Origin of the sequence: Agromyces sp. NPDC058104 (genome assembly GCF_042884835.1) — a bacterium.
Classification (GTDB): Bacteria; Actinomycetota; Actinomycetes; order Actinomycetales; family Microbacteriaceae; genus Agromyces.
Genome location: NZ_JBHVTD010000004.1, coordinates 234,074 through 260,466 on the forward strand (window position 1 = coordinate 234,074; position 26,393 = coordinate 260,466).

The following is a 26,393-nucleotide window of genomic DNA, read 5'->3' on the forward strand; positions in this document are numbered from 1 at the left end:
AGCCGGTCAACGGGACGAGGCCGTTCCGACCGTCGCGATCCATGCGGAGGCTCCCGCGAGGAAGACGAGTGACTCCTCGTCGGGCGTCGCATAGAGGGCACCCCCGGGGTGGAGTCGAACGGCCCCGCTCCGCCCTTCGAGCGAACCGGCCGACTCGGAGAGGATGATCGCCGGACCGTCGAGCGGCACCGTCGCCGGTTCGAGCGCCTCGACGCGGTACAGCGCGAAATCGGGCACGCCGGGCCGGAACAGCCGGACGCCGGGCGCGACCTGCACCGGTTCGAGCCGCGGAGGCGGCATCGGGGTGAAGTCGAGGACGCTGGTGAGCTCGTCCACGTCGATGTGCTTGGGCGTGAGGCCGCCGCGCAGGACGTTGTCGCTCGCGGCCATGAGCTCGATGCCGAGGCCGTCGAGATAGGCATGGACATTGCCGGCAGCGAGGAACAGAGACTCCCCCGCCGCTAGCCGCACGCGGTTGAGGAGCAGCGAGATGACGATGCCGGGGTCGCCAGGGTACGACTCGGCGAGCGCGCCCACGGTCTCGAACGAGCGCGCATAGGCCGAGCTCGCCGCCTCGGGCGTCGCGGCCAGAGCCGTCACCCGCTCGATCACCCAGTTCGCTTCGCCGGTGTCGCCGCCGCGGCCGTCGGTGAGCAGCCACTCGACGGTCGTCCGCAACGGGTCTGGTCCCGAGAGATGCGATTCGAGGAGATCGAGCGCCCCCTGGTCGGGCGAGCCGGATGACGCATCGGCGGCCCGCAGCACCGCGAGCACGCCGCGCACCTCCTCCAGGGGACGGAATCCCGACAATGCGTCGAAGGTCTCGCTCACAGCGACGACGAGCTCGGGCTTGTGGAACTCGTCCTTGTAGTTGCGGTCGTAGGCGTCGATCGGCACGCCGTCGGCCTCCTCCCGGGCGAAGCCCGCGCGCGCCTGCTCGGGCGTCGGGTGCGCCTGCAGCGAGAGCGGCGCGCCCGCGGCCAGCACCTTCAAGAGGAACGGCAGACGCGGCCCCCGGGCTGCGAGATCGGCGCCGAGCGCGGCGACGGGGTCGTTCGCGATCCACTCGGCGAGATCGGCGTACCCGACGGATGCCCCGTCGACGATCCGTGCGGGCGATCCGGCGTGTGCCCCGAGCCAGAGCTCGGCCTCGGGACCGCCCGAGGCGGGCCTGCCGCGGTACTCGGCGATCGCACTCTTCGAGCCCCAGGCGTAGTCGCGGGGGGTGTTGTCGATCGCCACGAACATGCGTGCTGGTCCCTTTCTTCGGCGTGGCTCCACGCTACCAATGGCCCGGAGGGGGCGCGCTCAGATCGAACGGGCGCGGAGCTCTCGCGGCGAGGCCCGGAAGCGATCGAGCGGGACCGCAGCCTCGGCGTCGCCCCAGAACGGCAGAACGAGGTAGGCGATCCCATCTCGCTCGGCGATCTCGTGCCGCAGGGACGAGAGGCCGCCGCGGTCGAGGTACTCGACGGCGCGTGCGCGATCACCGCGCAGGACGAACTCGTACAGCACCTTCGACTCGGCGGGCACCTCGGCCCAGATCTCGGAGTCCGCGAGCGCGGAGAGACGGCCGAGTCCGGTTCGCAGCTCGCCGAACGCGTCCTCGTCCATGTTCCGCACTTCGGATGCCGCGACGGCGGTGTCGTTCGAGAGGTACTGCGTCGTCCTGCTGCGATGGACCACCGCGTCCGACTCGGCTGCGAGCACGGCGAGCGCGCCGATCGCGGTCCCGAACCGGTCGCGTACCTGGGACGCGCGCACGCCCTGCTGGGTCATCGAGCTGCCATCGGAACGGATTCGCCAGTCCACCGTCTTGCGCTGCAGCACGTCGAACGCTCGCGCGCGCGCATACGCCTTCGCACTGACGAGTTGGTCCTGGAAGTGGCCTCCCTCCGGAAAGCTCAGCTCGGCCGACTCCCAGAACTCCCGGCGGTACAACTTCGTCCATTGCACCGCGTTGACGAGGATGTCGGGGAACTGCTCCAACCGGATCGCGCGGCGTTCTCGAGCATGGGCCTCGTCGATCCAGAAGGCGGGAGGCGTCCGCCGGCGCGCGCCCTCCAGCCGGTCGTAGGAGCCGACGGCGAAGTCGGAGCCGGTCGCTTCGACGCTCGCGACGAGATCGCGCAGGGCACCCGGACGGAGCACGTCATCACCGTCGAGGAAGGTCAGATACTCTCCCGCCGCGTGCGCGATGCCGTGGTTGCGCGTGGCATTGGGATCGCGGTAGGCCACCCGTTCGAGCCGCACCCGTGAGTCCCGCCGCACCCAGCGCTCGACCCGCTCCGCGGTGTCGTCGGCCGAGGCATCATCGAGCACGATCAGCGTGAACCGCCATCGGTCCTGTGCCAGCACCGAGCGGATCGTCTCGTCGATCATGCTGCCGACGTCGTGCACCGGGACGATGACGTCGACCCAGCCGTCGTCCCGGCGCGAGGCGCCTCGGGTTCGGCGACGGCCGGCGGCGGCCCGTGCTGGCGCGACGAGCTTCCCGGCGACATCGCGCAGTGCGCCTCGAACGGATTCCGGCATCTCGTCAAGTTATCGCACGACCGACGTGCCGGCGCCGTCCTAGGATGGCACGAGTGTCCAGCGACTTTGAAGAGCTCGTCCTCGGCGTACGCTGCGTCCGCTGGGACCCGCAGCGAACGCGCGACGGTCGTGTGGCGCGCGTCTCGAACTTCGGAGACCTCCTCGGCCCGCTGATCGCCCGGCGCATCATTGAGACGAGCCGGCTGGTCCTCGACACCGCTCGCGCCCGTCGCGTGCTCACGGTCGGTTCGGTGCTGCATTTCGCCCAGCCCGGCGACGTGGTGTGGGGCACCGGCATCAACGGCAAGGTCGGCGAGCAGACGCTCCCGCCGTCCCTGGACGTGCGTGCGATTCGCGGCCCGTACACCCGCGCCGTGCTCGCCGCACGCGGGATCGCTGCGCCGCCCGTCTTCGGCGATCCGGCACTCCTGCTCGACCGTCTGTGGCCCGAGCGCAAGCTCACGCGTGCACCGAAGACGCGCGCACTGGTCACCGTCCCGAACCTCAACGAGATGGAGCGATTCGGCGACGAGAGCGTCCGTTCGCCGCTCGACGATCCATGGGCCGTCATCTCGGATATCGCCGCCAGCGAATTCGTCACCGGCACCTCGCTCCACGCGCTCGTCGTCGCCGATGCCCTCGGGATCCCCTCCCGGCCGATTTCGCCGCTCGCCGAGAGCACCTTCAAGTACCTGGACTACTACGCGGGGACCGGCCGACCGGAGGTCGTCTTCGCCGCCTCGATCGAGGAGGCCCTCGACATGGGTCCGATCGAGCCGGCCCGGTTCGACGCGGACCGCCTGCTCGATGCCTTCCCACTCGACGTCTGGACCGGCACGACGGCTCCGCGAGCCGACCAGCCGGGAGGGTTCCGAGCGCTGCGGACGGAGGCAGAGTCCACGATCACCGAGCTCTCGAAGGTCGACGCGCCGTCCTCCGAAGCAGAGGAGGCGATCGGCCGGCTCCGGATGCTGGCGATGCGCAACCCGCCGCTGGACGGGCTCACGCGGAAGGAACGCCAGGAATTCTCCTTTCCTGATCCGATCGTCCTGGATCGGGATGCACCCCCGCCGCTCCTCTCGGTGGTGATCCCGACGCACAATGTACTTCCGTGGGTCGGCGAGACGATCCACTCCGTGCTCGAGCAGGACGTCGAAGGGCTCGAAGTGATCGTCATCGACGATCATTCGACCGACGGAACGCGCGAGCTGCTCGACAACCTCGCGCGTGATCCTCGGGTCCGCGTCGTCGACGCCGTCAGCCGAGGCGGTGGCACGGCGCGCAACATCGGCATCGACCATGCGCGCGGCCGCTACCTCGCGTTCTGCGACGGCGACGACCTCGTCGCCCCCGGGGCCTACCGCGAGCTCGTGCGGAGTCTCGAGGCCTCCGGTTCGGACATCGCGTTCGGAGACTACGTGAAGTTCTCGCCGAATCGGACCTGGTCGCCCACCCGCAACTGGCCCGCGTATCGATCGTCCCGGCACGGGATCACCCTCGACGAGGAACCGTCGCTGCTCAACGGGCGCCCCTGTTGGAATAAGGTGTTCAGACGTTCCTTCTGGGACGGACTCGCCACCCGGTTCCCCGACGTTCCTCGCTCGAACGACATCGTGCCGATGGTGACCGCCTACCTCGAAGCAGATCGCATCGACGTGCTCGACGCGGTCGTCTACCTCTACCGCGAGCGTCCTGGTACCGGCTCGATGACCGCTCGCGCGGCGTCATCGGACTCGCTGGTCAGCTATCTCACGCAGGAACTCGCGTGCGCGCGGTTGATCCGGTCGTCCGGCTCCCCCCGCATCGCCGCGGTGTACAAGTCGCTGATCCTCGACCGTGACGGATGGGTCCACCTCGCGAAGCACCTCCGTTCCGCGGATCGCGACACCTCGCAGGACGGCCTGATCGTCGATCGGGTCCGGGAGCTGCTCGGCACGATCGGCGCCGCCGCTTCTTCCACACGATCCCCGCAGAAGCGGATGGTCTTCGAGCTGTTGATCGCCGGCTCGCTCGAACTCGCCGCCGCGGTCGCGGTCGCCCTGGACGGCGACAACCACGAGATCTCGCGTCTCCATCAGGCTTGGACCCGCATCTTCCACGCGGAGGAGCTGATAGGCACCGACCTCCTCGGCGACCGCCTGATCACGACCATCATCGATGAGATCCTCGATGGTGCCGATTCCGATGTGGCTCTGCTGATCGACCTGGTGCGCAGACTCCCCGATACGAACAGCCGGCTCCTGCTGGCGATTCCCGAGTTCGCCGACGCACGCGCGGTCTCGGACGACACGCTCCGTGATCGGATCATCGAGACGCGTCGCTTCGGTGCCGTGCTGACGTCGGTGCGATCCGGCGGCTCGATCACGCTGAGTCTGAACGGGAACTTGAGCACCGGCGACCGGCCGGGTCTCTACGACGAGCGATCCGGTCGGACGATCGTGGTCGAGCGCCTGCACCGCCTCGAGGGCGGCGGATCTCTCCGGGCGCACATGCGGGCCGCGAGCCTCCCCCGCGTCGCGCTTCGACCCGTCCTGACTTCGAGCGACGGCCGCGCGCGGACGATCCGGTTCGCCGCGCAGACTCCCGAGTACAGCCGATTCGACCGGATCGGTTATCTGTTCGACGGCAGGGGGGTGCTGATCGAGCGACGAGGCCCATGGCTCGTGCGGGCGGCTCGCCGCGGCGTCCGGGGTCTCGCCAGACGAGTTCGACGCCTCGTCGCGGGCTCGTGATCGAGGTCGGATACACTCGCCGGTGGCGCCCTCTCCATGCGTCGACATACCCGCACCGAGGACACTGCTTCCCATGACGCTCGTCGCTGAGCACACCTCCGCCCCACCGCTCCTGAGCGTCATCGTCCCTTCGCACAATGTGTGGCCGTGGATCTCCGAGACGATGCAGACGATCTTGGGCCAAGACCTTCGCGATCTCGAGGTCATCGTGGTCGACGACCACTCGACCGACGGCACCCGCGAGATCCTCGCAGGGTTCCAGTCGCGGGACGAACGCGTCGCCGTGATCGACGCGACGGAGTTCGGCGGCGCCGCAGCGAGGAACCTCGGACTCCAGCATGCCTCGGGGCGCTACCTCGCGTTCTGCGACGCCGACGATCTCGTCCCACGCGGCGCGTACCATGCGCTGGTGAATTCGCTCGAGGCCTCCGGTTCCGAGATCGCGTTCGGTGACTTCCTGAAGTTCTCGCCCACAGCCACGTGGCGACCCACCAGCGGTTGGCCTGCCTTCGCCCAACCGCGGGTCGGCTTCACGCTCATCGAGCAGCCCTCGATCATCCGCGGGCGGGCCGTCTGGAACAAGGTGTTCCGGCGCGACTTCTGGGAGCGCGTCGACATCCGCTTCCCCGAATCCGCGCGTTCGAACGACATCGTGCCGATGCTCACGAGCTACTTGGCTGCGCAGTCGTTCGATCTCGTCGACGAGATCGTTTACCTCTATCGCGAGCGTCCCGGCGGTTCGTCGATGACGTCGAGGGCGCGGTCGTCGGTTTCGCTCCGCGCCTATCTCGAGCAGGAACTGTCGTGCGCCGAGTTGGTGGCCGGTCAAGGCGACCACGGCGTGAGCTCCGTGTTCGCAGGGGTCTTCCGCGAGGCGGACGGCTGGAAGCACCTCGCCGAGCACCTTTCAGCCCCAGAACGGGAATCGGACGACGACCTCGAGATCGGTCGCCTGCTCGACGAGATCATTCGCCGATGCCTGGTTTCCGGTTCGATCGGCTCAGCCGCCTGCGGCGCGCCGTGTTCACACTCGCACGCCGCGGCGACCTCGCCGGCGCGTCGCTCCTCCTCATGGTGACCGAACCTCAGCCGCGCCTCGGTACCGAGGATCTCCATACATGGGTCGCCGCGCTTGAACACCTCAACTCAGCGAACGAGCCACTTGCTGCCCGAGAGTGCGCGCGGCTGCTCACCCCGTTGCTTGCTGACCGCATCCGCACCGGCTCCGACGAGGAAGACTCCGATCTCTTGCGACTCATCCGCGCGGCGGAACGCGCCTCGGCGGACGACGAGTGGCGCCCGCTCCGGCGCCTCCCAGAGTTGGAGTCGCTCGGCGAGATCGACGATGTCGAACTGCTCACGCGGATAAGGTCGAGCCGGTCCACCGCCCATCGCATCACCGCGGTCAGCGCCCGGCGGACATCCCACACCATCTCCGGTTCGAGCGGATCGGGGGCGACGCGGCTCGCCCTCCGGAATGCGACGGACCACTGCCGGACAGAGGTGCCGATCACGACGACCGGTTCGCAGCGCGAGGTCGAATGGACGATCGATCTCCGCCGCATTGATCGGCTGCCCATGGGGGTCCGGATGCATCTGATCGCCACCGTCGATGGAGTGACCCACTCGCAAGTCAGCTGGCCGGAGACGGTGCGGCTCGACTCCGCCCCCGGCCGAACGGCACGCTTCGCGCTCGGCAGGACGCCGGAGGGCGGAATCTGGATCGAACGCAGGGTGCACTGGATCCTCCGGGGTACTCGCCGGGTGCTGCGGCGGACTCGTCCCGCCGTGACGAAGCGCTAGCCGACCGTCGCGACGACCTCGTCGAGGAGTCCTGCATATCTGCGCGAGATACGCCACGGGGATACAGCGTCGTTGAACGCGTCGAACCTCGAGATGAGTTGGTCCCGTCCTCCGCCCACCAGCTGCTGCCTGATCTGACCGGCCATCGACGTCACGGGGTCAGCCAGGTCGAAGAAGCTCACCCACGGCTCGCCGCCGAACTGTTCGACGAGGTGCGGTTCGTTCGGCAGCATGGCCGGAACTTCGAATGCGGCCGACAGATGCAGGCTCCCCGAGTTGAGGATTGCGGTGTACGGGAACACGGCCAGGTCGGCGGCCGCGAACCACGTGCCGACCTCCTCATCAGGGATGAACTCGTATCTGGCGATGACGCGGAGTCGTTCGGGCAGCCCTGCATGGATCTCCGCACGCAAGTCCGGGGTGGCCGAACCGGCGAGAAGCAGCACCGGGAGTGGGCGGTCCTCCTCGGCCAAACGACGCATCGCGGCGAGGAGTGTGCCGAGACCCTTGTACGGACGCATCTGCCCGAGGAACAGCACGGCCGGCGTGTCATCATCGAGGCCGAGTGCGCGGCGCGCGTCGAGCCTCGCCGGCGGGGCGCCGTACACGCCGAGATAACTCGGATGCGGAATCACACGGACCCGCTCGCCGGGCAGCGTGCAGATGCCGCTGAGGATCTCGACGGTTGCAGGCGACATGATGTGGATCGCGTCCGCACGCTCGGCCAGAAGGCGGTAGAGCGCGATTTCGGCGTCGCGGTGGACGAGTTCGTGAGGTAGCTGGTTGTGCACGGTCCAGACGACGTGAACCGATCTCGCGCGGAGTTCATCGAGCATGACCTCGAAACGCCGGAGCGCCGACCGGGCGTCCTCCTCCGTGATCTCGCGCTGGATGATCGACGAGGTCCAATGGATGTGGAGTACATCCTGCGGTGCGAGGCTACGGGACTTGGCGAGGAGGGAATCGAGGAGTGTCGCGCCGTCGAACTCGTATCCCGACGCCCTCGGCGCGAGGCTCAGGAGATTCAGGTACGGATTTGCCGTCCAGGCGGGGAAGACGAGTACTCGGTGAAGCGTGCGCACGAGCGATCATGCTATCCCGGGATGGCTCGGTCGGTTTGAGTCATGGAGCCTCCCGACCAATCGAAGTCGATCCGCCGCGCAGTCGGCGTAGGAACGACGCCGATCGATTCGGCCGCGACGCAGGCTCGTCCAGCGGCGCATCCGGCACCGCGTCCGCCGGAGGCCCGACCGGAGTCGACTTCGGCGGATGATAGATCCCCGCGAGCCTTCCCAGCTCGTTTACCGGCACGAGAGCGGGAGTGAGGCCGAAGCGATCGCCGAACTCGGTCGCCTGACGATGCTTGTCACCCCCGGTGAAATGCACGAGAAAGTACTCGTCCGAGGACTCGATGAAGTGGAAGGGTCTCGTGTTGAAACGCTCGAAGTGAAGCCGGGCGAGGAAACCCGGCGAGGAGAATCGCTCATCTGTGGCGAGGTGGTACACGAGTGCGTCCTGATCGCCCTTGGTGTAGTAACCGTAGGTCGACGGGTCCCACCACTCCGCAACGGTCGAGAGGTCGGTCGACAGCACCGCGTCCAACAGCCTCATCGATTCGTGGGAGTTCCGGATGAAGAAGTTGCCGCTGCTGATCCACGTCCACTTGCCCTCGTTCACGGGGCTCTCGCAGAAGATCACCTCGGCACCGGGTGCGAGATCGATGAGTCCCTCGAGGGGAACCTCGGGCTGCATGAAGTACGCATCATCATCGATCCAGAACACCCAGTCGAACAGCGGGAGGAGCTTCCTGATCTTCTCGATCTTCGCTTTGAATCGCCGTTCCCGGGTCGGCGCGATGTCGTGGAGATAGACGTAACCGTGTCTGGCCGCATACAGCTCGTGATTGACCGCCGCCAGTGTTCGGATGTGGTCGCAGTAACTCACGACGCCGATCGAGGTTCGCATCAACCCAACACTAAGCGTTGGGGTCGGACTCGCGGTTCGAACCGGCCACTTTCTCGGCCGCCGGGAGAAGCCGACACCCAATCGCGGTCGACCCCGAAGGGTGGGGACCGAAGGGCGAGGGCCGAAGGCCCGTGCAACGAAGCATGACCTCGACGAGTCTCCGCTGAATCGCGCGCAGGCATGTGATCGCTCGAGCACTCTCTACAATCGCATTCTGTGTCCGTCGATGTCGTCCCGTCCCCCGCTGCGCCTGCGCCGTCCAGCGTCACGCGCAGCAAGCGCCTCGAGATCGAGGGCCTCCGTACTGTTGCAGCACTGCTCGTCGCGGCCTATCACATCTGGTTCAACAAGGTTTCCGGCGGCGTCGACGTGTTCTTCGTCGTCACCGGTTTCCTCATCACATTGACCCTCGCCGGGCATGTTCGCCGGAACGGGCGCATCGCCCCGCTGAAGTATCTCGGTCGATTGGCACGACGCGTCTGGCCGGCAGCGGCTCTCGTGCTGCTGAGCGTCCTCGCGATGACGATCGTCATGGCCCCCGATGTGCTGCGCCCGCGCAACTTCGCTGAGACGCTCGCCTCGAGCCTCTACTTGGAGAACTGGTATCTCGCAGCGAGCGCGGTCGACTATCTCAACAGCGAGGATCCGCACACGCCGGTTCAGCACTTCTGGGCGATGTCGCTTCAGGGGCAGTTCTATGTGATCTGGTTGTTCGTCGCGCTCGTCGCCGCCGCGATCGCGGCGCGGCGCGGTCCCCGGTTCGCACGCGTGTTCGCCATCGCCATCGCTGCCATCGCCATCGCCTCGTTCCTCTGGTCGCTCTGGTACACCTCGGTGGCCCAGCCCTCCGCGTACTTCAACACCTTCACCAGACTCTGGGAGTTCGGTGTCGGCGGACTCCTCGCGCTCTCCGGTGCGCGATTCATTCTGAAGGGCCGGTCGGCCGCAATCGCATCGTGGGTCGGCCTCCTCGGCCTCATCCTCTGCGGAATCGTGCTCCCTGCCTCAGGGATCTTCCCCGGGTATGCGGCGCTCTGGCCCGTGCTCTGCGCGGCCCTCCTCCTGGTCTCCTCGCGAGAGGCCGAGGTGGGCTGGAGTGCAACACGCCTCCTGGCTGCACGCCCGCTCTCCTGGCTCGGCGGCATGGCCTTCGGCATCTACCTGTGGCATTGGCCCTTGCTGATCGGCTACCGGTATGTACGTGGCGAGGAAGCACAGCCCGGATGGCTGGCCGGCACGACGATGATCGTCACTGCGATCACCCTGGCGATCGCGACGCATTACCTCGTCGAACGACCGGTTGCGCGCATCTGGGCCGAACGACCTCGTGCACGCAGCGGGATTGCTTCCGCGCTCGTCGGCGCCTGGCTGACCGTCGTCGTCTGCTCAGCCATCGGTATCGCCCACGTGCAACAACTCGTCGATTCCGCCTCGGTCGAGGCGGAGCAGGTGGCCGTGACCGCCGGTGACTGCTTCGGCGCCGGTGAACTCGTGACTCCCGAGCAATGCGACGCGCGTCTGGATGAGCTGCCGCTCGTCCCCGAACGGACGGCGCTGCTCGCAGACACCGGCGGCGCGTACTCCTGCTACACCGCCGCCGATGCCGATCGACTCGCCTTCTGTCGTTTCGGCGATGGGAAGACGAAGGTCGCGCTGATCGGGAACTCGCATGCTGCGATGTACGCTCCCGGGCTCTCGGATCGGGCCGAGAAGCTCGACTGGACACTTGACGTCATGGTGGGCAACGGCTGCGTCTGGTCGCTCCAGAGAGCAGACGATCCGAGCCTGTCCGAGCGATGCGCATCACGTCTCGCTGAAACCGAAGAGCATCTCTTCGGCGAGGGCTACGATCTCGTACTCTTCGCCGGTGGGCGCGGTGCCGAGGAAGCAACGGATGAGCAGGTCGATGCGATCGCACTGAACTGGGATACCCTCCGCAGGACCGGAGCGCAGATCGCCGTGATCGAAGACAATCCTCGGATCGGCGATGCAGGGGCGGGCTGTGTGATCGCGACGTCGGAAGAGGACCTGCGCAGCGGTGCCTGCGACCTGAGCGCCGACGTTGCCCTCTCGATCCGCGACCGCTATGTCGCTGCAGCTGAGTCGAGCGGCATCCCAATCGTCGGCACGCGCGACCTTTACTGCAGCGACACCATGTGCCCGGCCGAGATCGGCAGCGTGATCGTCTACCGCGACCAGCACCATGCCACAGCGACCTACTTGGCGACGACGCTCGACGACGTGGTCGCTCGCCTGCAGACTGCCCTCGCGACCGGCTGAGACTCAGCTCCTCCCGAGGCCCCGATAGTCGAATCCAGCCGCCTTCCACGCCTGAGTGTCGAGCGCGTTCCGCCCGTCGATCATTCGCGGAACGGCCATCAGCTCGGCGGTGCGAGCGGCGTCGAGCGTTCGATACTCGCCCCATTCCGTCACCAGCACGGCGAGTTCCGCCCCGCGCAACGCATCGTCGACGTCCTCGAGGTAGTCGAGCTGCGGATGCCGTGAGCGAGAGTTCTCGATGCCGTACGGATCAGTCGCTACGACTTCGGCACCCAGACCGTGCAGTTGCGCCGCAATGTCAAGTGCCGGTGAATCCCGGACATCGTCGGAATCGGGCTTGAACGTGAGGCCGAGCACGACGATGCGCTTCTGGAACACCGAGCCCCCGAGCATCTCGACGGCGAGGTCGATCACGCGTTCGCGGCGCCGGAGGTTGATCGCGTCGACCTGGCGGAGGAACGCGACCGACTCCGCCCTGCCGAGTTCTTCGGCGCGCGCGGCGAACGCCCGGATGTCCTTCGGCAGGCAGCCGCCGCCGAACCCGATGCCGGCGTTGAGGAACCGCCGCCCGATCCGCGCGTCGTGCCCGATGGCATCGGCGAGCGTCGTCACATCGGCACCGGTGACCTCAGCGATCTCCGCCATGGCATTGATGAAGCTGATCTTGGTCGCGAGGAACGCGTTCGCGGCGGTCTTCACGAGTTCCGCGGTCGGGAGGTCGGTCGTAATGCGCGGCGTTCCGGCGTCGAGTGCGACGCGGTACACCTCGTCGAGAAGCTCGGCGTGCGCGGCATCGGTGACGCCGTAGACGATGCGGTCAGGCGTCAGCGTGTCGGCGACCGCGAATCCCTCGCGGAGGAACTCAGGGTTCCAAGCGAGACCAGCGCCGGTCTCCGCGATTCGCTCAGCGAGCGTGGCGGCCGTCCCGACGGGGACCGTGCTCTTGCCCGCTACGAGGGAGCCGGGTGTGAGGATCGGTCGCAGCGCGTCGATCGCCCCGTCGACGAAGCGGAGGTCGGCCCCGTCGGAGTCGGAAAGCTGCGGCGTGCCGACTGCGAGGAAATGCACCCGAGCATCGCCGGCCTGGGCGATATCGGTAGTGAACCGGAGTCGCCCGCTTCGGACGCCCTCGGTGAGCAGCTCGGGGAGGCCCGGTTCATGGAATGGCGCCTCGCCGGCGGAGAGCTTCGCGACCTTCACCGGATCGGTGTCGACGCCCACCACATCGTGCCCGAGCTTCGCCATGGCAGCGGCGTGCACTGCGCCAAGGTAGCCGCAGCCGATCACCGAGATCTTCACGTTCCTCCTTCAGGTCGGTCCAGTCCATTCTGGGACATGCTGGCGGTAGCCTTGTCCGCATGGAGTCCCCACGGCGCAGCGCGCTCATCGGCGCGTACGCGACGTTCGCACTCTTCACGCTCCTCGCGGGCCAGTTCTGGCGCAACCTCCTCGGCTGGTGGGGCTTCGGCATCGTCGCAGCCCTGGTGCTGGGCGGCGCGATCTGGCTCGTCGTCGCGACGAGGCCGCGCTGGAACTGGCGGCGGGTGCCGAAGTCGACACTCGTCTTCCTCGTTCTCGCGACCCTCTCGATCGCGTGGTCGTCCTATCCCGGCGCCTCCGCGCTCGGCGTCGCACTCACGCTCGCGACGACGTTCGTCGCCGTGGCGCTCGCACTCTGCCTGCCCTGGGACGGCATCGCCCGCTCGCTCGGGGCCGCGATCAAGTGGGTGCTCGCACTCTCCCTGCTCTTCGAGTTCTGGGTGGCCGTGTTCGTCCGCGAACCCCTGATGCCGAACTTCCCCGACTTCGACCCCGACGCCGAGAAGATCCCGATGGCCTTCTACTGGTCGCGGGCGCTGCTCTTCGAGGGGGGCCCGATCGAGGGCATCCAGGCGAGCCGCAACCTTCTCGCCATGACCGCACTGCTCGGTCTCATCGTCTTCGGCACGATGCTCGCGGCCGGCACGATGCGGCGGGTGAGCGGCGCCTTCTGGCTCGTCGTCGCAGGCGCGGTCTTCGCCCTGACCCGGTCGGCGACCGTCGTCCTCGTCGCCGTCGTCGTCCTCGTCGCTCTCGGCTTCGCGCTGTGGGCGCGACGCGTCGGCCCCGAACGCCGTGCCGGCGTGTACTGGGCGGCCGGCGGCGCGCTCGTGGCATCCGTCGCCCTGCTCGCCGTGTTCTGGAATCGGCTGCTCGAGCTCTTCGGCAAGGGCGAGGACCTGACCGGTCGACTCGACATCTGGAGCGCCGTGCTCGGCATGATCGGCGAGCGCCCGATCGCGGGCTGGGGCTGGGTCGGCTACTGGAACCCCTTCGTCGAGCCCTTCGACGATCTCGCCGTGCGGAAGGGCGTCGTGTACCTGCAGGCGCACAACGCCTGGCTCGACGTGTGGATGCAGCTCGGCCTCATCGGCCTCATCGCCTTCGCCTCCATCGTGATCGGCGCACTGTGGCGCTCGTGGTTCCTCGCCGTCGACCGGCCGATGGATGCCTCGGGCCGATCCGTCCCGTACACCGCCGCCGCGCTCCTCCCCCTCCTCGTGCTCGTGGCGCTCATCGGCCAGAGCCTGGCGGAGAGCCGCATCCTCGTCGAGAACGGCTGGGTGCTGCTCATCGCGATCGCGTGGGCGACGAAGCGCCGCCAGTGGGAGCACGAGCCGCTGCCGACGGGTCCGCGGGCGAAGCGCTTCGGCGGGCTCGACGCGCAGAGCGTGCGCGACGGGGCCCGATGACGTGGGGCGGGGCGCCGGCGCGCGCCGAGATGATCCGCGAGTTCGTGGGTTCGGCACGGTTCGCGCAGGCGGTCTCGCTGATCGCGATCGGGCTGGCGTTCAGCACCCACGCGATCCGCGCCCTCATCGGTTGGCCCGGCCTGCTCGCGGCCGTCGGCGGCCTGCTCGTGCTCTGCGCCGCCTCGCTGGTGACGCGCTGGCGCGCGATCGAGTGGTACGGCATCCTGCCGCTGACGATCCTCGTGTTCGTGGGGTGGTGCGCGGCCTCGGTGCTCTGGAGCACGACGCCGGGCGCCTCGGCGGCCCGGGTCGTCTACCTCGTGGCCTTCGCGGTGCTCGGCATCTACGTGGCGCTCATGCGCGACACCATCCAGATCGTGCGCGCCTTCGGCGACGCCCTCCGGCTGCTGCTCACCGTCTCGATCGCACTCGAGCTGCTCGCGGGCATCCTCATCGACTCGCCGATCCCGTTCCTCGGGATCAACGGCGACCTCGCCGCGCTCGGCCCGATCCAGGGCATCTTCGGCTCCCGCAACATGCTCGGCTTCGTCGCGCTCATCGGGTTCATCACTTTCATCGTCGAGTGGCGGATGCACATCATCTCGCGCGGGCGCGCGATCGCCTCGGTCGCCCTCGCATTCGGCTCGATCGTGCTGTCGGGCTCGCCCACCGCCTGGATCGCCCTCGGTGCGGCACTCGTCGCCCTCGCGGCGCTCTACGGGCTGCGGCGGGTGCCCACGGCGAGCCGCTGGCGATGGCAGCTCGCGCTGCTCGTCACCGCGGCGGCCGCACTCGTCACCGGCTGGATCCTGCGGATCCGCATCATCGAGCTGCTCGACGCCCGGGCCGAGTTCGACGTGCGCCTCGACCTCTGGCGCGAGCTGTCGCGCTACCTGAGCCTGAACCCGCTGCAGGGCTGGGGCTGGGTCGGCCGATGGCCCGATGCGCCGCCGTACACCTGGCTCGAGGCGGGAGCCGGGCGGCCGCACGAGTCGGCGCTGAACGCATACCTCGACGCCTACTTCCAGGTCGGCGTCATCGGCGCCGTCGCCTTCGCCGCGCTGATCGGCGTCGCGCTCGTGCGGGCGTGGCTGCTCGCGTCGAACCGGCGCAGCGTCGTCTACGTCTGGCCCGCCCTCGTGCTGGTCGCGGTCGCCGTGACGAGCGCGGCCGAGAGCTTCGCCCTGTACGAGGGCGGGTGGATGCTCGTCGTGATCTGCGCGGTGAAGGCCGCCCGCGACATGAGCTGGCGCGACGCGCTCAAGCGGAGCTGAACGGGAGCTGCGAACCGACCTGATCCGGTCTCGCGCTGGCGCATAGAATCTTCGGGATGTCCAAACCCGATCCCCTCGACCTGTCGGCGTTCGCCGTCCCCGGTTCAGGACGCGGAATCCTCGACCTTCTCAGGTATCGGTACCTCCTCAGGCTGCTCGTCCGCAAAGGGATCCTCACCCGGTACCACGGCTCTGTGCTCGGCTGGGTCTGGTCGTATGTGAAGCCGGCCGCGCAGTTCGCGATCTACTACCTCGTCGTCGGCGAGTTCATGGGGTTCACCCGGGGAATCGACTCGTTCCCGGTCTACCTCTTCTCGGGCATCGTCGTGATCAACCTCTTCAACGAGGCGTTCGGGAACGCGACCCGGTCGATCGTTGGCAACAAGGCGCTGGTGAAGAAGATCTACCTCCCGCGCGAGCTCTTCCCGATCGCGGACGTCTTCATCGCGTTCGTGCACTTCCTTCCCCAGCTCAGCATCCTGGTGGTGGTCTGCCTCTTCACGGGCTGGGTGCCGACGGCGATCCAGCTCCTCGGCGCGGTGCTCGCGATCGTGATCGTCCTGCTGCTGGCGACCGGTCTCGGGCTGCTCTTCGGCGCGATCAACGTCCCCTACCGCGACTCGCAGAACGTCGTCGAGCTCATCCTGATGCTCGTGACCTGGACCTCCCCGGTCCTCTACTCGTTCACGATGGTGCGGGACAAGCTGCCCGAGTGGTTGTTCGGCCTGTACATGCTCAATCCGATCACCGCGGCGGTCGAGCTCTTCCATTCCGCGTTCTGGTTCCCGACGACGATCGAGACCGCCGAGCGCCCCGAGCACCTCTGGCTGCTCGCGGGCATCTCCGCCGTTGCCGCGCTCGTGACCCTGCTGATCGGCCAGCTCGTGTTCCGACGTCTGGAGGGTCGCTTTGCCCAAGAACTCTGACGTCGCCCAGCCCCGCATCATCATCGAGGGCGTGCGCAAGACCTACACACTGCGGCACACCCACTCGTTCAAGGAGAGTCTCGTCGCCCGTGCCCGCGGCAAACGGACGTCCACCGGATTCGTGGCACTGCACGAAGTCAGCATCACTGTCGGCGAGGGCGAGTCGATCGCGCTCATCGGGTACAACGGATCGGGAAAGTCGACCCTCCTCAAGCTCATCTCCGGCGTCCTCAGACCCGACGCCGGTCGGGTGCTGACGCGCGGCCGTGTGGCGGGCCTCATCGAAGTGGGAGCCGGCTTCCACCCTGATCTCTCAGGCCGCGAGAACGTCTATCTCAACGCGGCGATCCTCGGCATGTCGAAGGACGAGATCGACGCCAGGTTCGACGACATCGTCTCGTTCAGCGAGATCGGCGAGTTCATCGATACGGAGGTGAAGCACTACTCCTCGGGCATGTTCGTGCGCCTCGCGTTCTCCGTCGCGATCCATACCGAACTCGACATCCTGCTCGTCGATGAGGTGCTCGCCGTCGGCGACGCGCCCTTCCGCGAGAAGTGCAATGCGAAGATCCGAGAGCTCGTGGCTGAGGGCAAGACGCTCTTCATCGTCACGCACGACCTGCACAGTGCGTCCGAGCTCTGCAACCGTGGTCTCGTGCTCCGCGACGGCGAGTTGATCTTCGACGGCCCGATGCCCGACGCCATCGCCGCGCTGAAGGAATCACGATGATCGACCGCACCTACGCCGTCGTCCTCGCCGGCGGCATCGGAGAACGCGTGGGCCTCGGCATGCCGAAACAGCTGATCCGCATCGCGGGCAAGGCGATCGTCGAGCACACCTTGGAACGCCTCGAGGCGAGCCCGCTCATCGACGAGGTGATCGTGATGATGAACGCGGCGAGCCTCGATGAGCTCGTCCCGCTCGTGCACGATCCTCGTTTCGCCAAGCTCAGCGCCGTGCTGCCTGGCGGTGCCACCCGCAACGACTCGACGCGGCTCGCTCTGGCGGCCCTCCCTGCCGAGGCCCGAGCGAAGGTGCTCTTCCACGACGCCGTCCGCCCCTTCCTCGACGAGCGGATCATCGAGGATTGCGTCCGCGCACTCGACGAGTTCGACGCGGTCGACACCGCGATCCCCTCGGCCGACACCATCATCGCGGTCAACGACGACGGCATCATCACCGCCATCCCTGCGAGGTCCCACCTCCGTCGAGGGCAGACTCCCCAGGGATTCCGGGTTGGGGTGCTCCGACGCGCGTACGAACTTGCAGCGCTCGACACCGAGTTCTCCGCCACCGATGACTGCGGCGTCGTCTTCTCCTACCTTCCCGAGATGCCGATCAAGGTGATCGCGGGTACGGCGGAGAACATGAAGATCACCGAGCCGCTCGATATCCACATCGCCGACAAGCTCTTCCAGATGCAGTCGACCACGCTTGACGCGCACCCCACCGACGGTGCACCCGTGGTCGATCTGCACGGCCGTTCGATCGTCGTCTTCGGCGCGAGCTATGGCATCGGCGCGAGCATCGCCCGACAGGCGTCCGACGCGGGCGCGATCGTCCACGCGTTCAGCCGCACCGGCACCGGCACCGATGTCACGTCGAGGAAGCACGTCCGACGGGCGCTGTCTCGTGCCGCGCAAACCGGCGCCATCGACGCGGTCGTCGTCACGGCCGGCGTCCTCTCGGTAAGCGAACTCGTGCGCACGCCGAAGCGGCTCCTCCGCGCCGCGCTCGAGACCAACCTGCTCGCTCCCGCGATGATCGCTCAGGAGGCGCACGATCATCTCGCAGCCTCCGGCGGTCAGCTGCTACTCTTCACCTCGAGTTCGTACACCCGTGGTCGAGCCGGGTACGCCCTCTACTCTGCGACGAAGGCCGGTGTGGTGAACCTCACACAGGCACTCGCCGATGAATGGTCCCAGAGCGGGATCCGCGTGAACTGCCTGAATCCGCAGCGCACGCGCACGCCCATGCGGCAGCAGGCGTTCGGCGATGAACCCGCGGGCAGCCTGCTCGACCCCGATCATGTCGCCGACGTGGCCCTCCGCGTGCTCGACTCCGAGCTCACCGGCCAGGTCGTCGACGTGCAGGTCGCCGCCCGGCGCTGAGCGTCCCCGTCAGCGCGTGGTTTCCTCGTCCGAGTCCACGCGCAACCGCTCGAACACGAGGTCGTAGAGCTCGGCAATCCGTCGGGAGTTGACCCGCAGCTCATCGACCTCGGCGCGGAGGCTGCTGATCTCGGATTTCAGCTGTGCGATGTCCACAGAGTCCGGATCGGCCGGACCGCGGTGCCTCATCTTCCGCAACACCGTCTCGAACCGGTTCACCTTGTCTCCTCCCGAACCGGCGTTGCCGGCCTTTTCGTACTGTGGATCCTCACCGTCGCGACAGATCGCGGCCCGGACGACGACGGGCGCACTGCGTGCGCCACCAGTTCGACGGACAGCCCAGCCTTCGAGGCCTCCTCGCGCAACCAGCCGAGCGGGAGATGCCAGGTGTCGGGACGATGATGCTCGTAGAAGAACGACGGGTTCACCGCGAAGGACGCGAGCGCGACCGAGTCTCCGCCGAGCAGCGCCCGGAGCAGCAGGAAGGTGTTCGCACGGGTCTCGCGCGTGAGCGAGGCGAGCACGTCGGAGATCAGGAAGTGCCGTCGTCCGCCACGTCGGAGCTCGTCGGCGATGAAGCCGAGCACGGCCCGACGGTCGGCGAGATTCAGTCGGAAGGCCGTGACGCCTTCGCGCGCCGAGGCCGCGGCGATCGCGGCGCGTGAGTAGTCGACCGCGAGGACGTCGCGCCCCGCCGCGGCGAGCGTCTCGGCGTGCGTGCCGTCTCCGCACCCCAGGTCGATCACCCGGTCTCCAGGCTCGGTCGCGGCGAGCATGCGCGTGGCGTCGCGTCGCCAGTGCCGGGTGCGGCCCAGCCTGATGTGGCGCTCCCAGAAGTCCCGATTGAGGTCGTAGACGCCGAACCAGTTCTCGAATCGCCGGCGGGTCGCAGACGGGGTACGGAATCGGAAGGCGGGATCGGGCGTACGCCAGTCGTCCCCATAGCAGAGCGCGAGCCAGGCCTCGCCGTCGGCGACCGACGGGACGGCGGCCCCCTCGAGGCGCACCTCGGAGAGCGGGAGCAGGCGCGAGGGATCGAAGGCGCCGCGCACCGCGATGGGCTGGCTGTACACACCGCGGTCGTGGAATCCGAGGAAGAGGTCGACATGCACATCGGCGGCGGGAAGTCCTCGCTCGACCGGCTGCGCGAACATGATCTGGAGATGCGCGTCGCTGTGCCTGATGACCTCGTGCCCCCGTTCGCGGATGCTGCGCTCGAGCGCGTACGAGGCGATCGACACATCGGGCGGGCCGGCCTCGCCGAGATAGACGAGCAGGTCGATGTCGTCGTCGTGCGCGAGGATGCGGCCCTCGCGGATCGCGCCGAGCAGCGTGCCTCCCGTGATCGCCGCGGTGTAGCCGAGTTCGCGCAGGTCGTCGAGCATCTCCGACATCGCCCCGAGCAGTCGACGATGCAGTTCGTCCGAGGGCGCGTCGGTGAGCTTGCCCCACTTGTCGATGATCTGACCGGACTCGGCCAGCTCGGCGAGTCCGATCCGGTCGGCCGATCCGGGCCAGGCGAATCGGCCCTCTGCGAGCACCACGCCGCTCCGCTGGTCGCGGAGCACAATGACGCCCTCACCGGCGAGGTGGGAATGCAGCACGGGCGGCCACGGTACGAGCACGCTGCGCCCGCCCGACTCGGGCACGGTCGTCGTCCACATCCGATGGCCATCGACCTCGACCTCGACCGTACGCCCGAGTGCGGGAGAGTCGAACCCGACGCTCAGCCCGCGCCGCCCCGCCCGCAGCCTCGGGCGTCGCCGAACTCGCGCGGGTGAAGTCACGAAGCGCAGATCCTTCGGTCGTCGGACGGGTGAGCACAGGAGGCTGCACCGAGTCTATGCGACTGGGCGCCCCGGCATTCTGCGGCGCCGATTCACGCGCCGCGGCGATCTGGGAGAGAATATCCGGAATGCGCACGACATCGGCGGGCGCCGAACGACCCGGCCCGAACCCGACGGAGGACGAGCGCGCGTGAAGACCAAGACGGCATTGCGATTCGCCGGCGGATACGGACTCTCCGTCGCGGTCAGCGGCGTGGTGAGCCTCGCGGTGATCCCTGCGATCATCGTCGCGGCCGGTGCCGACGCCTGGGCGACGATCGCGGTCGCGCAGGCCGTCGCGGGGTTCGCCTTCGTGTTCGCCGTGTACGGCTGGGGCGTCGTCGGGCCGACCGAGATCGCGAGCCGCACCCGCGCCGAGCGGGGTGCGTACTTCTACGACTCCCTGCTCAGCCGGTTCTGGTTGTGCATCGTGGTGGTGCCGATCGCGATCGTGGTCGCGATCGTCATCGTGGGTCACGACTACGCGCTCGCAGCGCTGACCGTGTCGAGCGGAGTCCTCGTCGCCCTCGGCGCGGGCTGGTTCTACGTCGGTGAGGCGAGTCCCATCCGGTTCCTGCTGATCGACACCCTGCCGCGCATCGCCGGCACCGTCCTCGGAGCGATCGTCCTCATCGCGACCGGCGACGTCATCGCGTTCGCCGCGATGCAGCTGCTCGGGGTCCTGGCTGCGGCCGTCATCGCGAGCTGGAACATCCTCGCGCGACACCGCGACTGGCGATTCACCCTGTCGCCGATCCGTGCGGTGCGCAACCTCGCGGGCCAGGCGAGCCCGGTCGCGATGTCGGCGACCTCCTCGGTCTACGTGAACGTGCCGATCGTGCTCATCGACCTCTTCCTGCCGCAGGCCACGGCCGTGTACGCACTCGCCGAGCGAATCGTGCGGCTCGCGCTCTACTCCACACGGCCGGTCGTGCAGGTCGCTCAGGGCTGGGTGCCGAATCCCGACCCCGTCGTCCAGGCCTCCCGGGCCCGACGGGTCACCGTCGTCGCACTCGGCCTCGGCGTCCTCGGCGGCCTCGTCTACGGCATCGCGGGCCCCTGGATCGGCGAACTGCTCTCGGGCGGCACGCTCGTCATCCCCTTCGCCCTCGCCATCCCGATGGCGGTCAACCTCGCGGCCATCCTCGCTTCGCAGTTGACCGGGTTCGCCTGCCTCACTGCGTACGGCCTCACGAAGCCGCTCGCGACGAGCACGATCGTGGGCGCCATCGTCGGCACCCTGCTGATGTATCCGCTCCTGCTCTGGATCGGTGCACCCGGTGTCGCCTGGGGCCTCGGCATCGCCGAGCTCTGCGTGCTCGCGGTGCAGCTCCTGAGCCTCGCTCCCAGAATTCGCAGGCGGCAGCCAGTAGGCTTCTAGTCGCGCCGGAGGGACCCGGCGCAATCCACCACCACACACGGAGCAGCAGCTTGAGCTTGACCTGGAATGAGATCCAACGCGTCGTCTTCCCCCAGGACGCCGACCCCGATGTCATCTCGCTGTACGTCGACGCCGATGTCTGGGCGAAGGTGGGCGACCGCGAGGTCAGGGTGAGCGACCGCAGCCACCTCGACGACATCCTCGACCGTGACCGTTTCCGCGTCGGCGCCGGCGAGCGCGTCTCCTTCGCGAGCTACTTCAACGCCTTCCCGGCCTCGTACTGGCAGCAGTGGACGAACGTCGAACGCGTGCGCCTCTCCGTCGAGACGAGCGGCGAGGGCAACCTGCTCGTCTATCGTTCGACCGCGCAGGGCGTGCCCCAGCGGGTCGCCGCCGAGCCGTTCTCCGGCACGGTGCGCCACGACATCGAGCTGCCCGTCACGACGTTCGGCGACGGCGGCTGGTACTGGTTCGACATCGTCGCGAGCGACACCGATGTGGTCGTCGCCGACGGGCGGTGGCTGACGGACGCCCCCGAGCTGCGTTCGGGCGGCGCCTCCATCGGCACGACGACCTTCAACAAGCCCGACTACTGCGTCAGCACGCTCGAGGCGCTCGCGGGCGACGACACGGTTCGGGAGATCATCGACCGCATCTACATCGTCGATCAGGGCAACCAGCGCGTGGTCGACGAGCCGGGCTTCGACGCCGTCGCCGAGCGGCTGGGCGACGCCCTGACCATGATCGAGCAGCCGAACCTCGGCGGCTCGGGCGGCTTCGCCCGGTCGATGTCCGAGACGCTCGACGCCGGGTCGAGCGACTTCCTCATCCTGCTCGACGACGACGTCACCATCGAGCCCGAGAGCATCGCGCGTGCGGTGCGGTTCTCGCGCCACGCGACCCGCCCGGTCATCGTGGGCGGCCACATGTTCGACCTGCTCAACCGCCCGGTCCTCCATGCGTTCGCGGAGACGGTCGACCTCAAGCCCTTCGTCTGGCATGCCCAGCCGCACGACGAGGTCCCGCACGACTTCCGCTTCTCCAACCTGCGCCAGACCCGCTGGATGCACGCCCGGATGGACGCCGACTACAACGGCTGGTGGTTCTGCCTCATCCCGACCGAGGTGGTTCGCGAGATCGGCCTGTCGCTCCCGGCGTTCATCAAGTGGGACGATGCCGAGTACTGCCTCCGCGCCCGCGACGCCGGCTACCCGACCGTGACGCTGCCGGGGATGGCGCTCTGGCACGTGTCGTGGCTCGACAAGGACGACTCGATCGACTGGCAGGCGTACTTCCACGCGCGCAACCGGATCGTCGCCGCGCTCCTGCACTCTCCGCACGCCGGCGGAGGCCTCCTGATGCGCGACAGCAAGCGTTGGGACCTCAAACACCTCCTCTCGATGCAGTACTACCCCGTCACCCTGCGTCATCGTGCGCTCCGCGACATCCTGTCCGGTCCTGACCACATGCAGCGCGGCATGCCGACGATCCTCGGCGAGCTGCGCGCAGCCGCTGCCGAGTTCCCCGAGAAGACCGTGCTCAAGAACGACGAGGATCTGCCCCGGACGGTCGAGGGCAAGCGCGTCTACCCGGTCCCGTCCGGAACGGCCGGGCCGAAGGGACCTCGGGGCGTCCCCCTCGTCGCGTTCACCGCGAAGATGACCGCGAAGCAGTGGCTGACCAAGCCGGCACCGCAGAACGTCGCGGAGCCGCAGGTGGAGCTTTCGAAGCGGGACGGCACTTGGTTCCGGCTCCCCTACTTCGACAGCGCCCTCGTGTCGACCGCGGACGGCGCTGGCAAGGTGCGCTACACGCGCGACCCCGAGACGTTCAGGCGACTTCTCCGGGAGAGCCGTCGGCTGCACGCCGAACTCAAGCGTCGCTGGCCCGAGCTCTCGGCGCAGTACCGTGCGGCACTTCCCCAGATCACCTCGCCCGAGGCATGGGCTCCGCACTTCACGACGGAGAAGTAGCCAACCGACGTGACGAGAACGGCCCCGAGGCATCCGCCCCGGGGCCGTTCTCGTGACGCGGGTCAGCGTGCGAAGCGCTCGACCAGCTTGTTCTGGAACATGCTGAGCGCCGAACCGATCGCCATGTGCATGTCGAGGTACTGGTACGTGCCGAGGCGCCCGCCGAAGTACACGTCGGACTCGCCGTCCTGCAGCTCGCGGTACGCGAGCAGCGCCGCGCGGTCCTCGGGCGTGTTCACCGGGTAGTACGGCTCGTCGCCCTGCTCGGCGAAGCGCGAGAACTCGCGCATGATGATGGTCTGGTCGGCCGGGTACTCCCGCTCGGGGTGGAAGTGGCGGAACTCGTGGATGCGGGTGAACGGCACCGAGGCGTCCGCGTAGTTCATGACCGACGTGCCCTGGTAGTCGCCCACCGGCATGACCTCGCGCTCGAAGTCGAGGGTGCGCCAGCTCAGGTGACCGGCGGAGGAGTCGAAGTAGCGGTCGACGGGGCCGGTGTAGACCACGGGCACATTGCCGACCGCGGCGGCCTTGTTGATCGGCTGCGACGCGTCGAAGAAGTCGGTCGAGAGCTTCACGTCGATCTTCGGATGGTCGGCCATGCGTTCGATCCATGCCGTGTAGCCGTCGACCGGCAGGCCCTCGTGGGTGTCGTTGAAGTAGCGGTTGTCGTAGTTGTAGCGCACCGGCAGGCGGCTGATGACCTCGGCGGGCAGCTCGGTCGGGTCGGTCTGCCACTGCTTCGCGGTGTAGTCGCGGATGAACGCCTCGTAGAGCGGGCGGCCGATCAGCGAGATCGCCTTCTCCTCGAGGTTCGCGGCCGACTTGGTGTCGAACTCGTCGGCCTGCGAGGCGATGAGCGCCCGGGCCTCGTCGGGCGAGTACGCCGCGCCGAAGAACTGGTTGATCGTGCCGAGGTTCACCGGCAGCGGGTACACGACGCCGTTGTGGTTCGTGTACACCTTGTGCACGTAGTTCGTGAACGTCGTGAACCGGTTGACGTACTCCCACACCTTCTCGTTCGAGGTGTGGAAGAGGTGGGCACCGTACTTGTGCACCTCGATGCCGGTGGTCGGATCGTTCTCGCTGTAGGCGTTGCCGCCGATGTGGTCGCGCCGGTCGATGACCTGCACCGTGAGGCCGAGCTCGTTCGCGGCGCGCTCGGCGATGGTGAGGCCGAAGAAGCCGGAGCCGACGATGAGGAGATCCATGCAGTGCGCTTTCTTGCTCGAGGAATGCCGCAGGCGCGGCCGCGCAGCGTGCCGCGAGGCACCGCTGCGCCCATTCAGTCTATCGATCCATTTCCCGCCCGGCATCGGACGGGAAGGGCGTCCGGGCGCATTCTGGCAAGATAGAGTAGATGTCCATCGATCCCGACGCCACGCGTCCGCACGTGCTCGCCCGTTTCTGGGGCAACAGCGTCATCCGCTATCTCGCCGTCGGCGGGTTCTGCTTCGTCGTGGACGTCGCCCTGCTCTGGCTCGCTCACGAGGTGCTGGGCGTCCCTCTCGCCATCTCCGCCCCCATCGCGTTCCTGGCCTCATTCGCCGTCACCTATACGATGCAGCGCGTCGTCGCGTTCGCGTCCGACGCCAAGGTCGTGCCGAGCGTGTGGCGCTACACCGTGCTCGTGATCTTCAACACGATCGCCACGACGGTGATCGTCTGGGGCGTCGACGCACTGGGCGGCGAGTGGCTCGTCGGCAAGGTCCTGGCGGTCGCCGCCACCACCGTGTGGAACTACTTCATATACCGTTACTGGGTGTTCACCCGCACCCGAAAGGACCAGTCCGCCGATGTATAAGGGCGCAGTCGTCGCCGCAGTCGTACCTGCCTACAAGGAAGAGCGGATGATCTCGAGGGTCATCGACACGATGCCCGACTACGTCGACCACATCGTCATCGTCGATGACTGCAGCCCCGACGGCACGAGTGACGTCGTCAAGGCGAGCACCGACCCGCGCGTCACACTCATCCGTCACGAGGTCAATCAGGGTGTGGGCGGAGCGATCATCACGGCGCACCGACAGGCGATGGCGCTGGGGTCGGACGTGAACGTCGTGATGGCCGGTGACGCGCAGATGGATCCCGCCTATCTTCCGGGCCTGCTCGACCGAGTGACGGAGGACGGGTACGGATTCGCCAAGGCCAACCGGTTCTACTCTCCGGAGTCGTTCAAGGGGATGCCGGCGCACCGGGTGTTCGGCAACATCGCCCTGTCCTTCCTGACCAAGATGGCCTCCGGATACTGGAACCTCTTCGATCCGCAGAACGGATACACAGCGATCCGCACGGAGGTGCTCGAGCGCGTTCCGCTCGATCGTGTCGCGACGCGCTACAGCTTCGAGAACGACCTCCTCATCCACCTGAACATCCTGCAGGTGCCTGCCGTGGATGTCCCGATCCCCGCCATCTACGGCGACGAGGTGTCCAGCATCCGTCTCAGCAAGGTGGTCCCGGAGCTGATCGGCCGGCTCTGGTCGGGGTTCTGGTCCCGTGTCTGGTATCGCTACGTGCTCTGGTCGTTCTCCCCGATCGCCCTGCTCGGCTTCCTCGGCCTGCTCCTCTTCGTGTTCGGCGTCGGCGTCAGCGTGTGGATGGTCTTCCAGATCGCCGCATCGGTCGTGGCGACCGCCGCGACGGTCATGCTCGCCGCGCTGCCACTGATGATCGGCACGCAGTTGCTCGTCAGCGCGCTGCAGCTGGACATACAGGCGACCCCCTCGACGCCGACCTACCCGCCGTTCGCGAGTTCGGCTCAGTAGCTCGTATGCACCGGCGGATGCTCGGCCCGCGGGCCGAGCAACACCCCGTGGTTTTCAGTATAAAAAAAAACAACACACACAGAAAACAA

Annotated in this window: 21 protein-coding genes; 13 read left to right on the forward strand and 8 right to left on the reverse strand. The window is 67.8% G+C overall.

Going from position 1 to position 26,393, the window contains the following annotated elements:
• Positions 1–6 precede the first annotated feature (6 nt).
• A complete protein-coding gene (gene manA / locus ACFVTH_RS18495; protein WP_387094173.1) occupies positions 7–1,248 on the reverse strand; it encodes a mannose-6-phosphate isomerase, class I in 1,242 nt (413 codons plus the stop codon).
• Between the two features lie 60 nt (positions 1,249–1,308).
• Complete coding sequence (locus tag ACFVTH_RS18500) at positions 1,309–2,535, reverse strand: glycosyltransferase family 2 protein (RefSeq protein WP_387094176.1); 1,227 nt, start codon at positions 2,533–2,535, stop codon at positions 1,309–1,311.
• 53 nt (positions 2,536–2,588) lie between these two features.
• Here ACFVTH_RS18500 and ACFVTH_RS18505 point away from each other — a divergent pair, with 53 nt between their 5' ends.
• From ACFVTH_RS18505 to ACFVTH_RS18515, 3 genes are all read left to right on the forward strand, one after another.
• On the forward strand, positions 2,589–5,267 hold the full coding sequence (locus ACFVTH_RS18505) for a glycosyltransferase (RefSeq protein WP_387094179.1): 2,679 nt from the start codon (positions 2,589–2,591) through the stop codon (positions 5,265–5,267).
• 73 nt (positions 5,268–5,340) lie between these two features.
• The gene (locus ACFVTH_RS18510; protein WP_387094181.1) at positions 5,341–6,345 is read left to right on the forward strand and encodes a glycosyltransferase family 2 protein; all 1,005 of its coding nucleotides are present in this window, start codon (positions 5,341–5,343) and stop codon (positions 6,343–6,345) included.
• Complete coding sequence (locus tag ACFVTH_RS18515; RefSeq protein WP_387094243.1) at positions 6,243–7,070, forward strand: hypothetical protein; 828 nt, start codon at positions 6,243–6,245, stop codon at positions 7,068–7,070. The genes ACFVTH_RS18510 and ACFVTH_RS18515 overlap by 103 nt, the downstream gene beginning before the upstream one ends.
• Here the strand turns inward: ACFVTH_RS18515 and ACFVTH_RS18520 are convergent.
• Entirely contained in the window at positions 7,067–8,152 is a 1,086-nt protein-coding gene (locus tag ACFVTH_RS18520; RefSeq protein ID WP_387094184.1) for a glycosyltransferase, read from the reverse strand. The two genes, ACFVTH_RS18515 and ACFVTH_RS18520, sit on opposite strands and share 4 nt — an antisense overlap.
• 40 nt (positions 8,153–8,192) lie before the next feature.
• Complete coding sequence (locus ACFVTH_RS18525) at positions 8,193–9,035, reverse strand: hypothetical protein (protein WP_387094187.1); 843 nt, start codon at positions 9,033–9,035, stop codon at positions 8,193–8,195.
• Between the two features lie 216 nt (positions 9,036–9,251).
• On the opposite strand from ACFVTH_RS18525, the gene ACFVTH_RS18530 reads away from it, so the two are divergent.
• Positions 9,252–11,315: an acyltransferase family protein gene (locus tag ACFVTH_RS18530; RefSeq protein ID WP_387094190.1), complete on the forward strand. Its 2,064-nt coding sequence runs from the start codon at positions 9,252–9,254 to the stop codon at positions 11,313–11,315.
• A 3-nt stretch (positions 11,316–11,318) separates the two neighbouring features.
• Here the strand turns inward: ACFVTH_RS18530 and ACFVTH_RS18535 are convergent, their stop codons facing one another.
• Positions 11,319–12,614: a UDP-glucose dehydrogenase family protein gene (locus ACFVTH_RS18535; protein WP_387094193.1), complete on the reverse strand. Its 1,296-nt coding sequence runs from the start codon at positions 12,612–12,614 to the stop codon at positions 11,319–11,321.
• Between the two features lie 59 nt (positions 12,615–12,673).
• On the opposite strand from ACFVTH_RS18535, the gene ACFVTH_RS18540 reads away from it, so the two are divergent.
• The 5 genes from ACFVTH_RS18540 to ACFVTH_RS18560 are packed head-to-tail and all read left to right on the forward strand — an operon-like array spanning position 12,674 to position 18,359.
• Entirely contained in the window at positions 12,674–14,047 is a 1,374-nt protein-coding gene (locus ACFVTH_RS18540; RefSeq protein WP_387094196.1) for an O-antigen ligase family protein, read from the forward strand.
• Positions 14,044–15,321, forward strand: a complete 1,278-nt coding sequence (locus tag ACFVTH_RS18545) for an O-antigen ligase family protein (RefSeq protein WP_387094199.1) — start codon at positions 14,044–14,046, stop codon at positions 15,319–15,321. The genes ACFVTH_RS18540 and ACFVTH_RS18545 overlap by 4 nt, the downstream gene beginning before the upstream one ends.
• Positions 15,322–15,377: 56 nt before the next feature.
• On the forward strand, positions 15,378–16,247 hold the full coding sequence (locus ACFVTH_RS18550; protein ID WP_387094202.1) for an ABC transporter permease: 870 nt from the start codon (positions 15,378–15,380) through the stop codon (positions 16,245–16,247).
• A complete protein-coding gene (locus tag ACFVTH_RS18555; protein ID WP_387094204.1) occupies positions 16,231–16,977 on the forward strand; it encodes an ABC transporter ATP-binding protein in 747 nt (248 codons plus the stop codon). The genes ACFVTH_RS18550 and ACFVTH_RS18555 overlap by 17 nt, the downstream gene beginning before the upstream one ends.
• Positions 16,974–18,359: an SDR family NAD(P)-dependent oxidoreductase gene (locus tag ACFVTH_RS18560; RefSeq protein WP_387094206.1), complete on the forward strand. Its 1,386-nt coding sequence runs from the start codon at positions 16,974–16,976 to the stop codon at positions 18,357–18,359. The genes ACFVTH_RS18555 and ACFVTH_RS18560 overlap by 4 nt, the downstream gene beginning before the upstream one ends.
• Positions 18,360–18,368: 9 nt before the next feature.
• Here the strand turns inward: ACFVTH_RS18560 and ACFVTH_RS18565 are convergent, their stop codons facing one another.
• Both ACFVTH_RS18565 and ACFVTH_RS18570 read right to left on the reverse strand, forming a co-directional pair.
• Positions 18,369–18,578, reverse strand: a complete 210-nt coding sequence (locus ACFVTH_RS18565; RefSeq protein ID WP_387094209.1) for a DUF6752 domain-containing protein — start codon at positions 18,576–18,578, stop codon at positions 18,369–18,371.
• Positions 18,575–20,146 carry a methyltransferase domain-containing protein gene (locus tag ACFVTH_RS18570; RefSeq protein ID WP_387094212.1) on the reverse strand — a complete coding sequence of 524 codons (1,572 nt, stop codon included), beginning with the start codon at positions 20,144–20,146 and terminating at the stop codon, positions 18,575–18,577. The genes ACFVTH_RS18565 and ACFVTH_RS18570 overlap by 4 nt, the downstream gene beginning before the upstream one ends.
• Before the next feature lie 190 nt (positions 20,147–20,336).
• Between ACFVTH_RS18570 and ACFVTH_RS18575 the strand changes: the two genes are divergently transcribed.
• Together ACFVTH_RS18575 and ACFVTH_RS18580 are read left to right on the forward strand one after the other, a co-directional pair.
• Complete coding sequence (locus ACFVTH_RS18575) at positions 20,337–21,566, forward strand: lipopolysaccharide biosynthesis protein (RefSeq protein WP_387094215.1); 1,230 nt, start codon at positions 20,337–20,339, stop codon at positions 21,564–21,566.
• Positions 21,567–21,622: 56 nt separating this feature from the next.
• Positions 21,623–23,539 (forward strand): glycosyltransferase, encoded by a 1,917-nt coding sequence (locus ACFVTH_RS18580; RefSeq protein ID WP_387094218.1) that lies wholly within the window; start codon positions 21,623–21,625, stop codon positions 23,537–23,539.
• 62 nt (positions 23,540–23,601) lie between these two features.
• On the opposite strand, the gene glf is transcribed toward ACFVTH_RS18580, so the two are convergent.
• Positions 23,602–24,750, reverse strand: coding sequence for a UDP-galactopyranose mutase (gene glf, locus ACFVTH_RS18585; RefSeq protein WP_387094221.1), 1,149 nt, complete (start codon positions 24,748–24,750; stop codon positions 23,602–23,604).
• Between the two features lie 149 nt (positions 24,751–24,899).
• On the opposite strand from glf, the gene ACFVTH_RS18590 reads away from it, so the two are divergent.
• Both ACFVTH_RS18590 and ACFVTH_RS18595 read left to right on the forward strand, forming a co-directional pair.
• Positions 24,900–25,343, forward strand: a complete 444-nt coding sequence (locus tag ACFVTH_RS18590) for a GtrA family protein (protein ID WP_387094224.1) — start codon at positions 24,900–24,902, stop codon at positions 25,341–25,343.
• Positions 25,336–26,304 (forward strand): glycosyltransferase family 2 protein, encoded by a 969-nt coding sequence (locus tag ACFVTH_RS18595; RefSeq protein ID WP_387094226.1) that lies wholly within the window; start codon positions 25,336–25,338, stop codon positions 26,302–26,304. The genes ACFVTH_RS18590 and ACFVTH_RS18595 overlap by 8 nt, the downstream gene beginning before the upstream one ends.
• Positions 26,305–26,393 lie beyond the last annotated feature (89 nt).

What these genes read in the sequence shown, in the direction of transcription:
- manA (WP_387094173.1), bottom strand. Translation starts at nt 1,248, where the DNA reads ATGTTCGTGGCGATCGACAACACCCCCCGCGACTACGCCTGGGGCTCG.
- ACFVTH_RS18500 (WP_387094176.1), bottom strand. Translation starts at nt 2,535, where the DNA reads ATGCCGGAATCCGTTCGAGGCGCACTGCGCGATGTCGCCGGGAAGCTC.
- ACFVTH_RS18510 (WP_387094181.1), top strand. Translation starts at nt 5,341, where the DNA reads ATGACGCTCGTCGCTGAGCACACCTCCGCCCCACCGCTCCTGAGCGTC.
- ACFVTH_RS18515 (WP_387094243.1), top strand. Translation starts at nt 6,243, where the DNA reads ATGCCTGGTTTCCGGTTCGATCGGCTCAGCCGCCTGCGGCGCGCCGTG.
- ACFVTH_RS18525 (WP_387094187.1), bottom strand. Translation starts at nt 9,035, where the DNA reads ATGCGAACCTCGATCGGCGTCGTGAGTTACTGCGACCACATCCGAACA.
- ACFVTH_RS18540 (WP_387094196.1), top strand. Translation starts at nt 12,674, where the DNA reads ATGGAGTCCCCACGGCGCAGCGCGCTCATCGGCGCGTACGCGACGTTC.
- ACFVTH_RS18545 (WP_387094199.1), top strand. Translation starts at nt 14,044, where the DNA reads ATGACGTGGGGCGGGGCGCCGGCGCGCGCCGAGATGATCCGCGAGTTC.
- ACFVTH_RS18550 (WP_387094202.1), top strand. Translation starts at nt 15,378, where the DNA reads ATGTCCAAACCCGATCCCCTCGACCTGTCGGCGTTCGCCGTCCCCGGT.
- ACFVTH_RS18560 (WP_387094206.1), top strand. Translation starts at nt 16,974, where the DNA reads ATGATCGACCGCACCTACGCCGTCGTCCTCGCCGGCGGCATCGGAGAA.
- glf (WP_387094221.1), bottom strand. Translation starts at nt 24,750, where the DNA reads ATGGATCTCCTCATCGTCGGCTCCGGCTTCTTCGGCCTCACCATCGCC.
- ACFVTH_RS18590 (WP_387094224.1), top strand. Translation starts at nt 24,900, where the DNA reads ATGTCCATCGATCCCGACGCCACGCGTCCGCACGTGCTCGCCCGTTTC.
- ACFVTH_RS18595 (WP_387094226.1), top strand. Translation starts at nt 25,336, where the DNA reads ATGTATAAGGGCGCAGTCGTCGCCGCAGTCGTACCTGCCTACAAGGAA.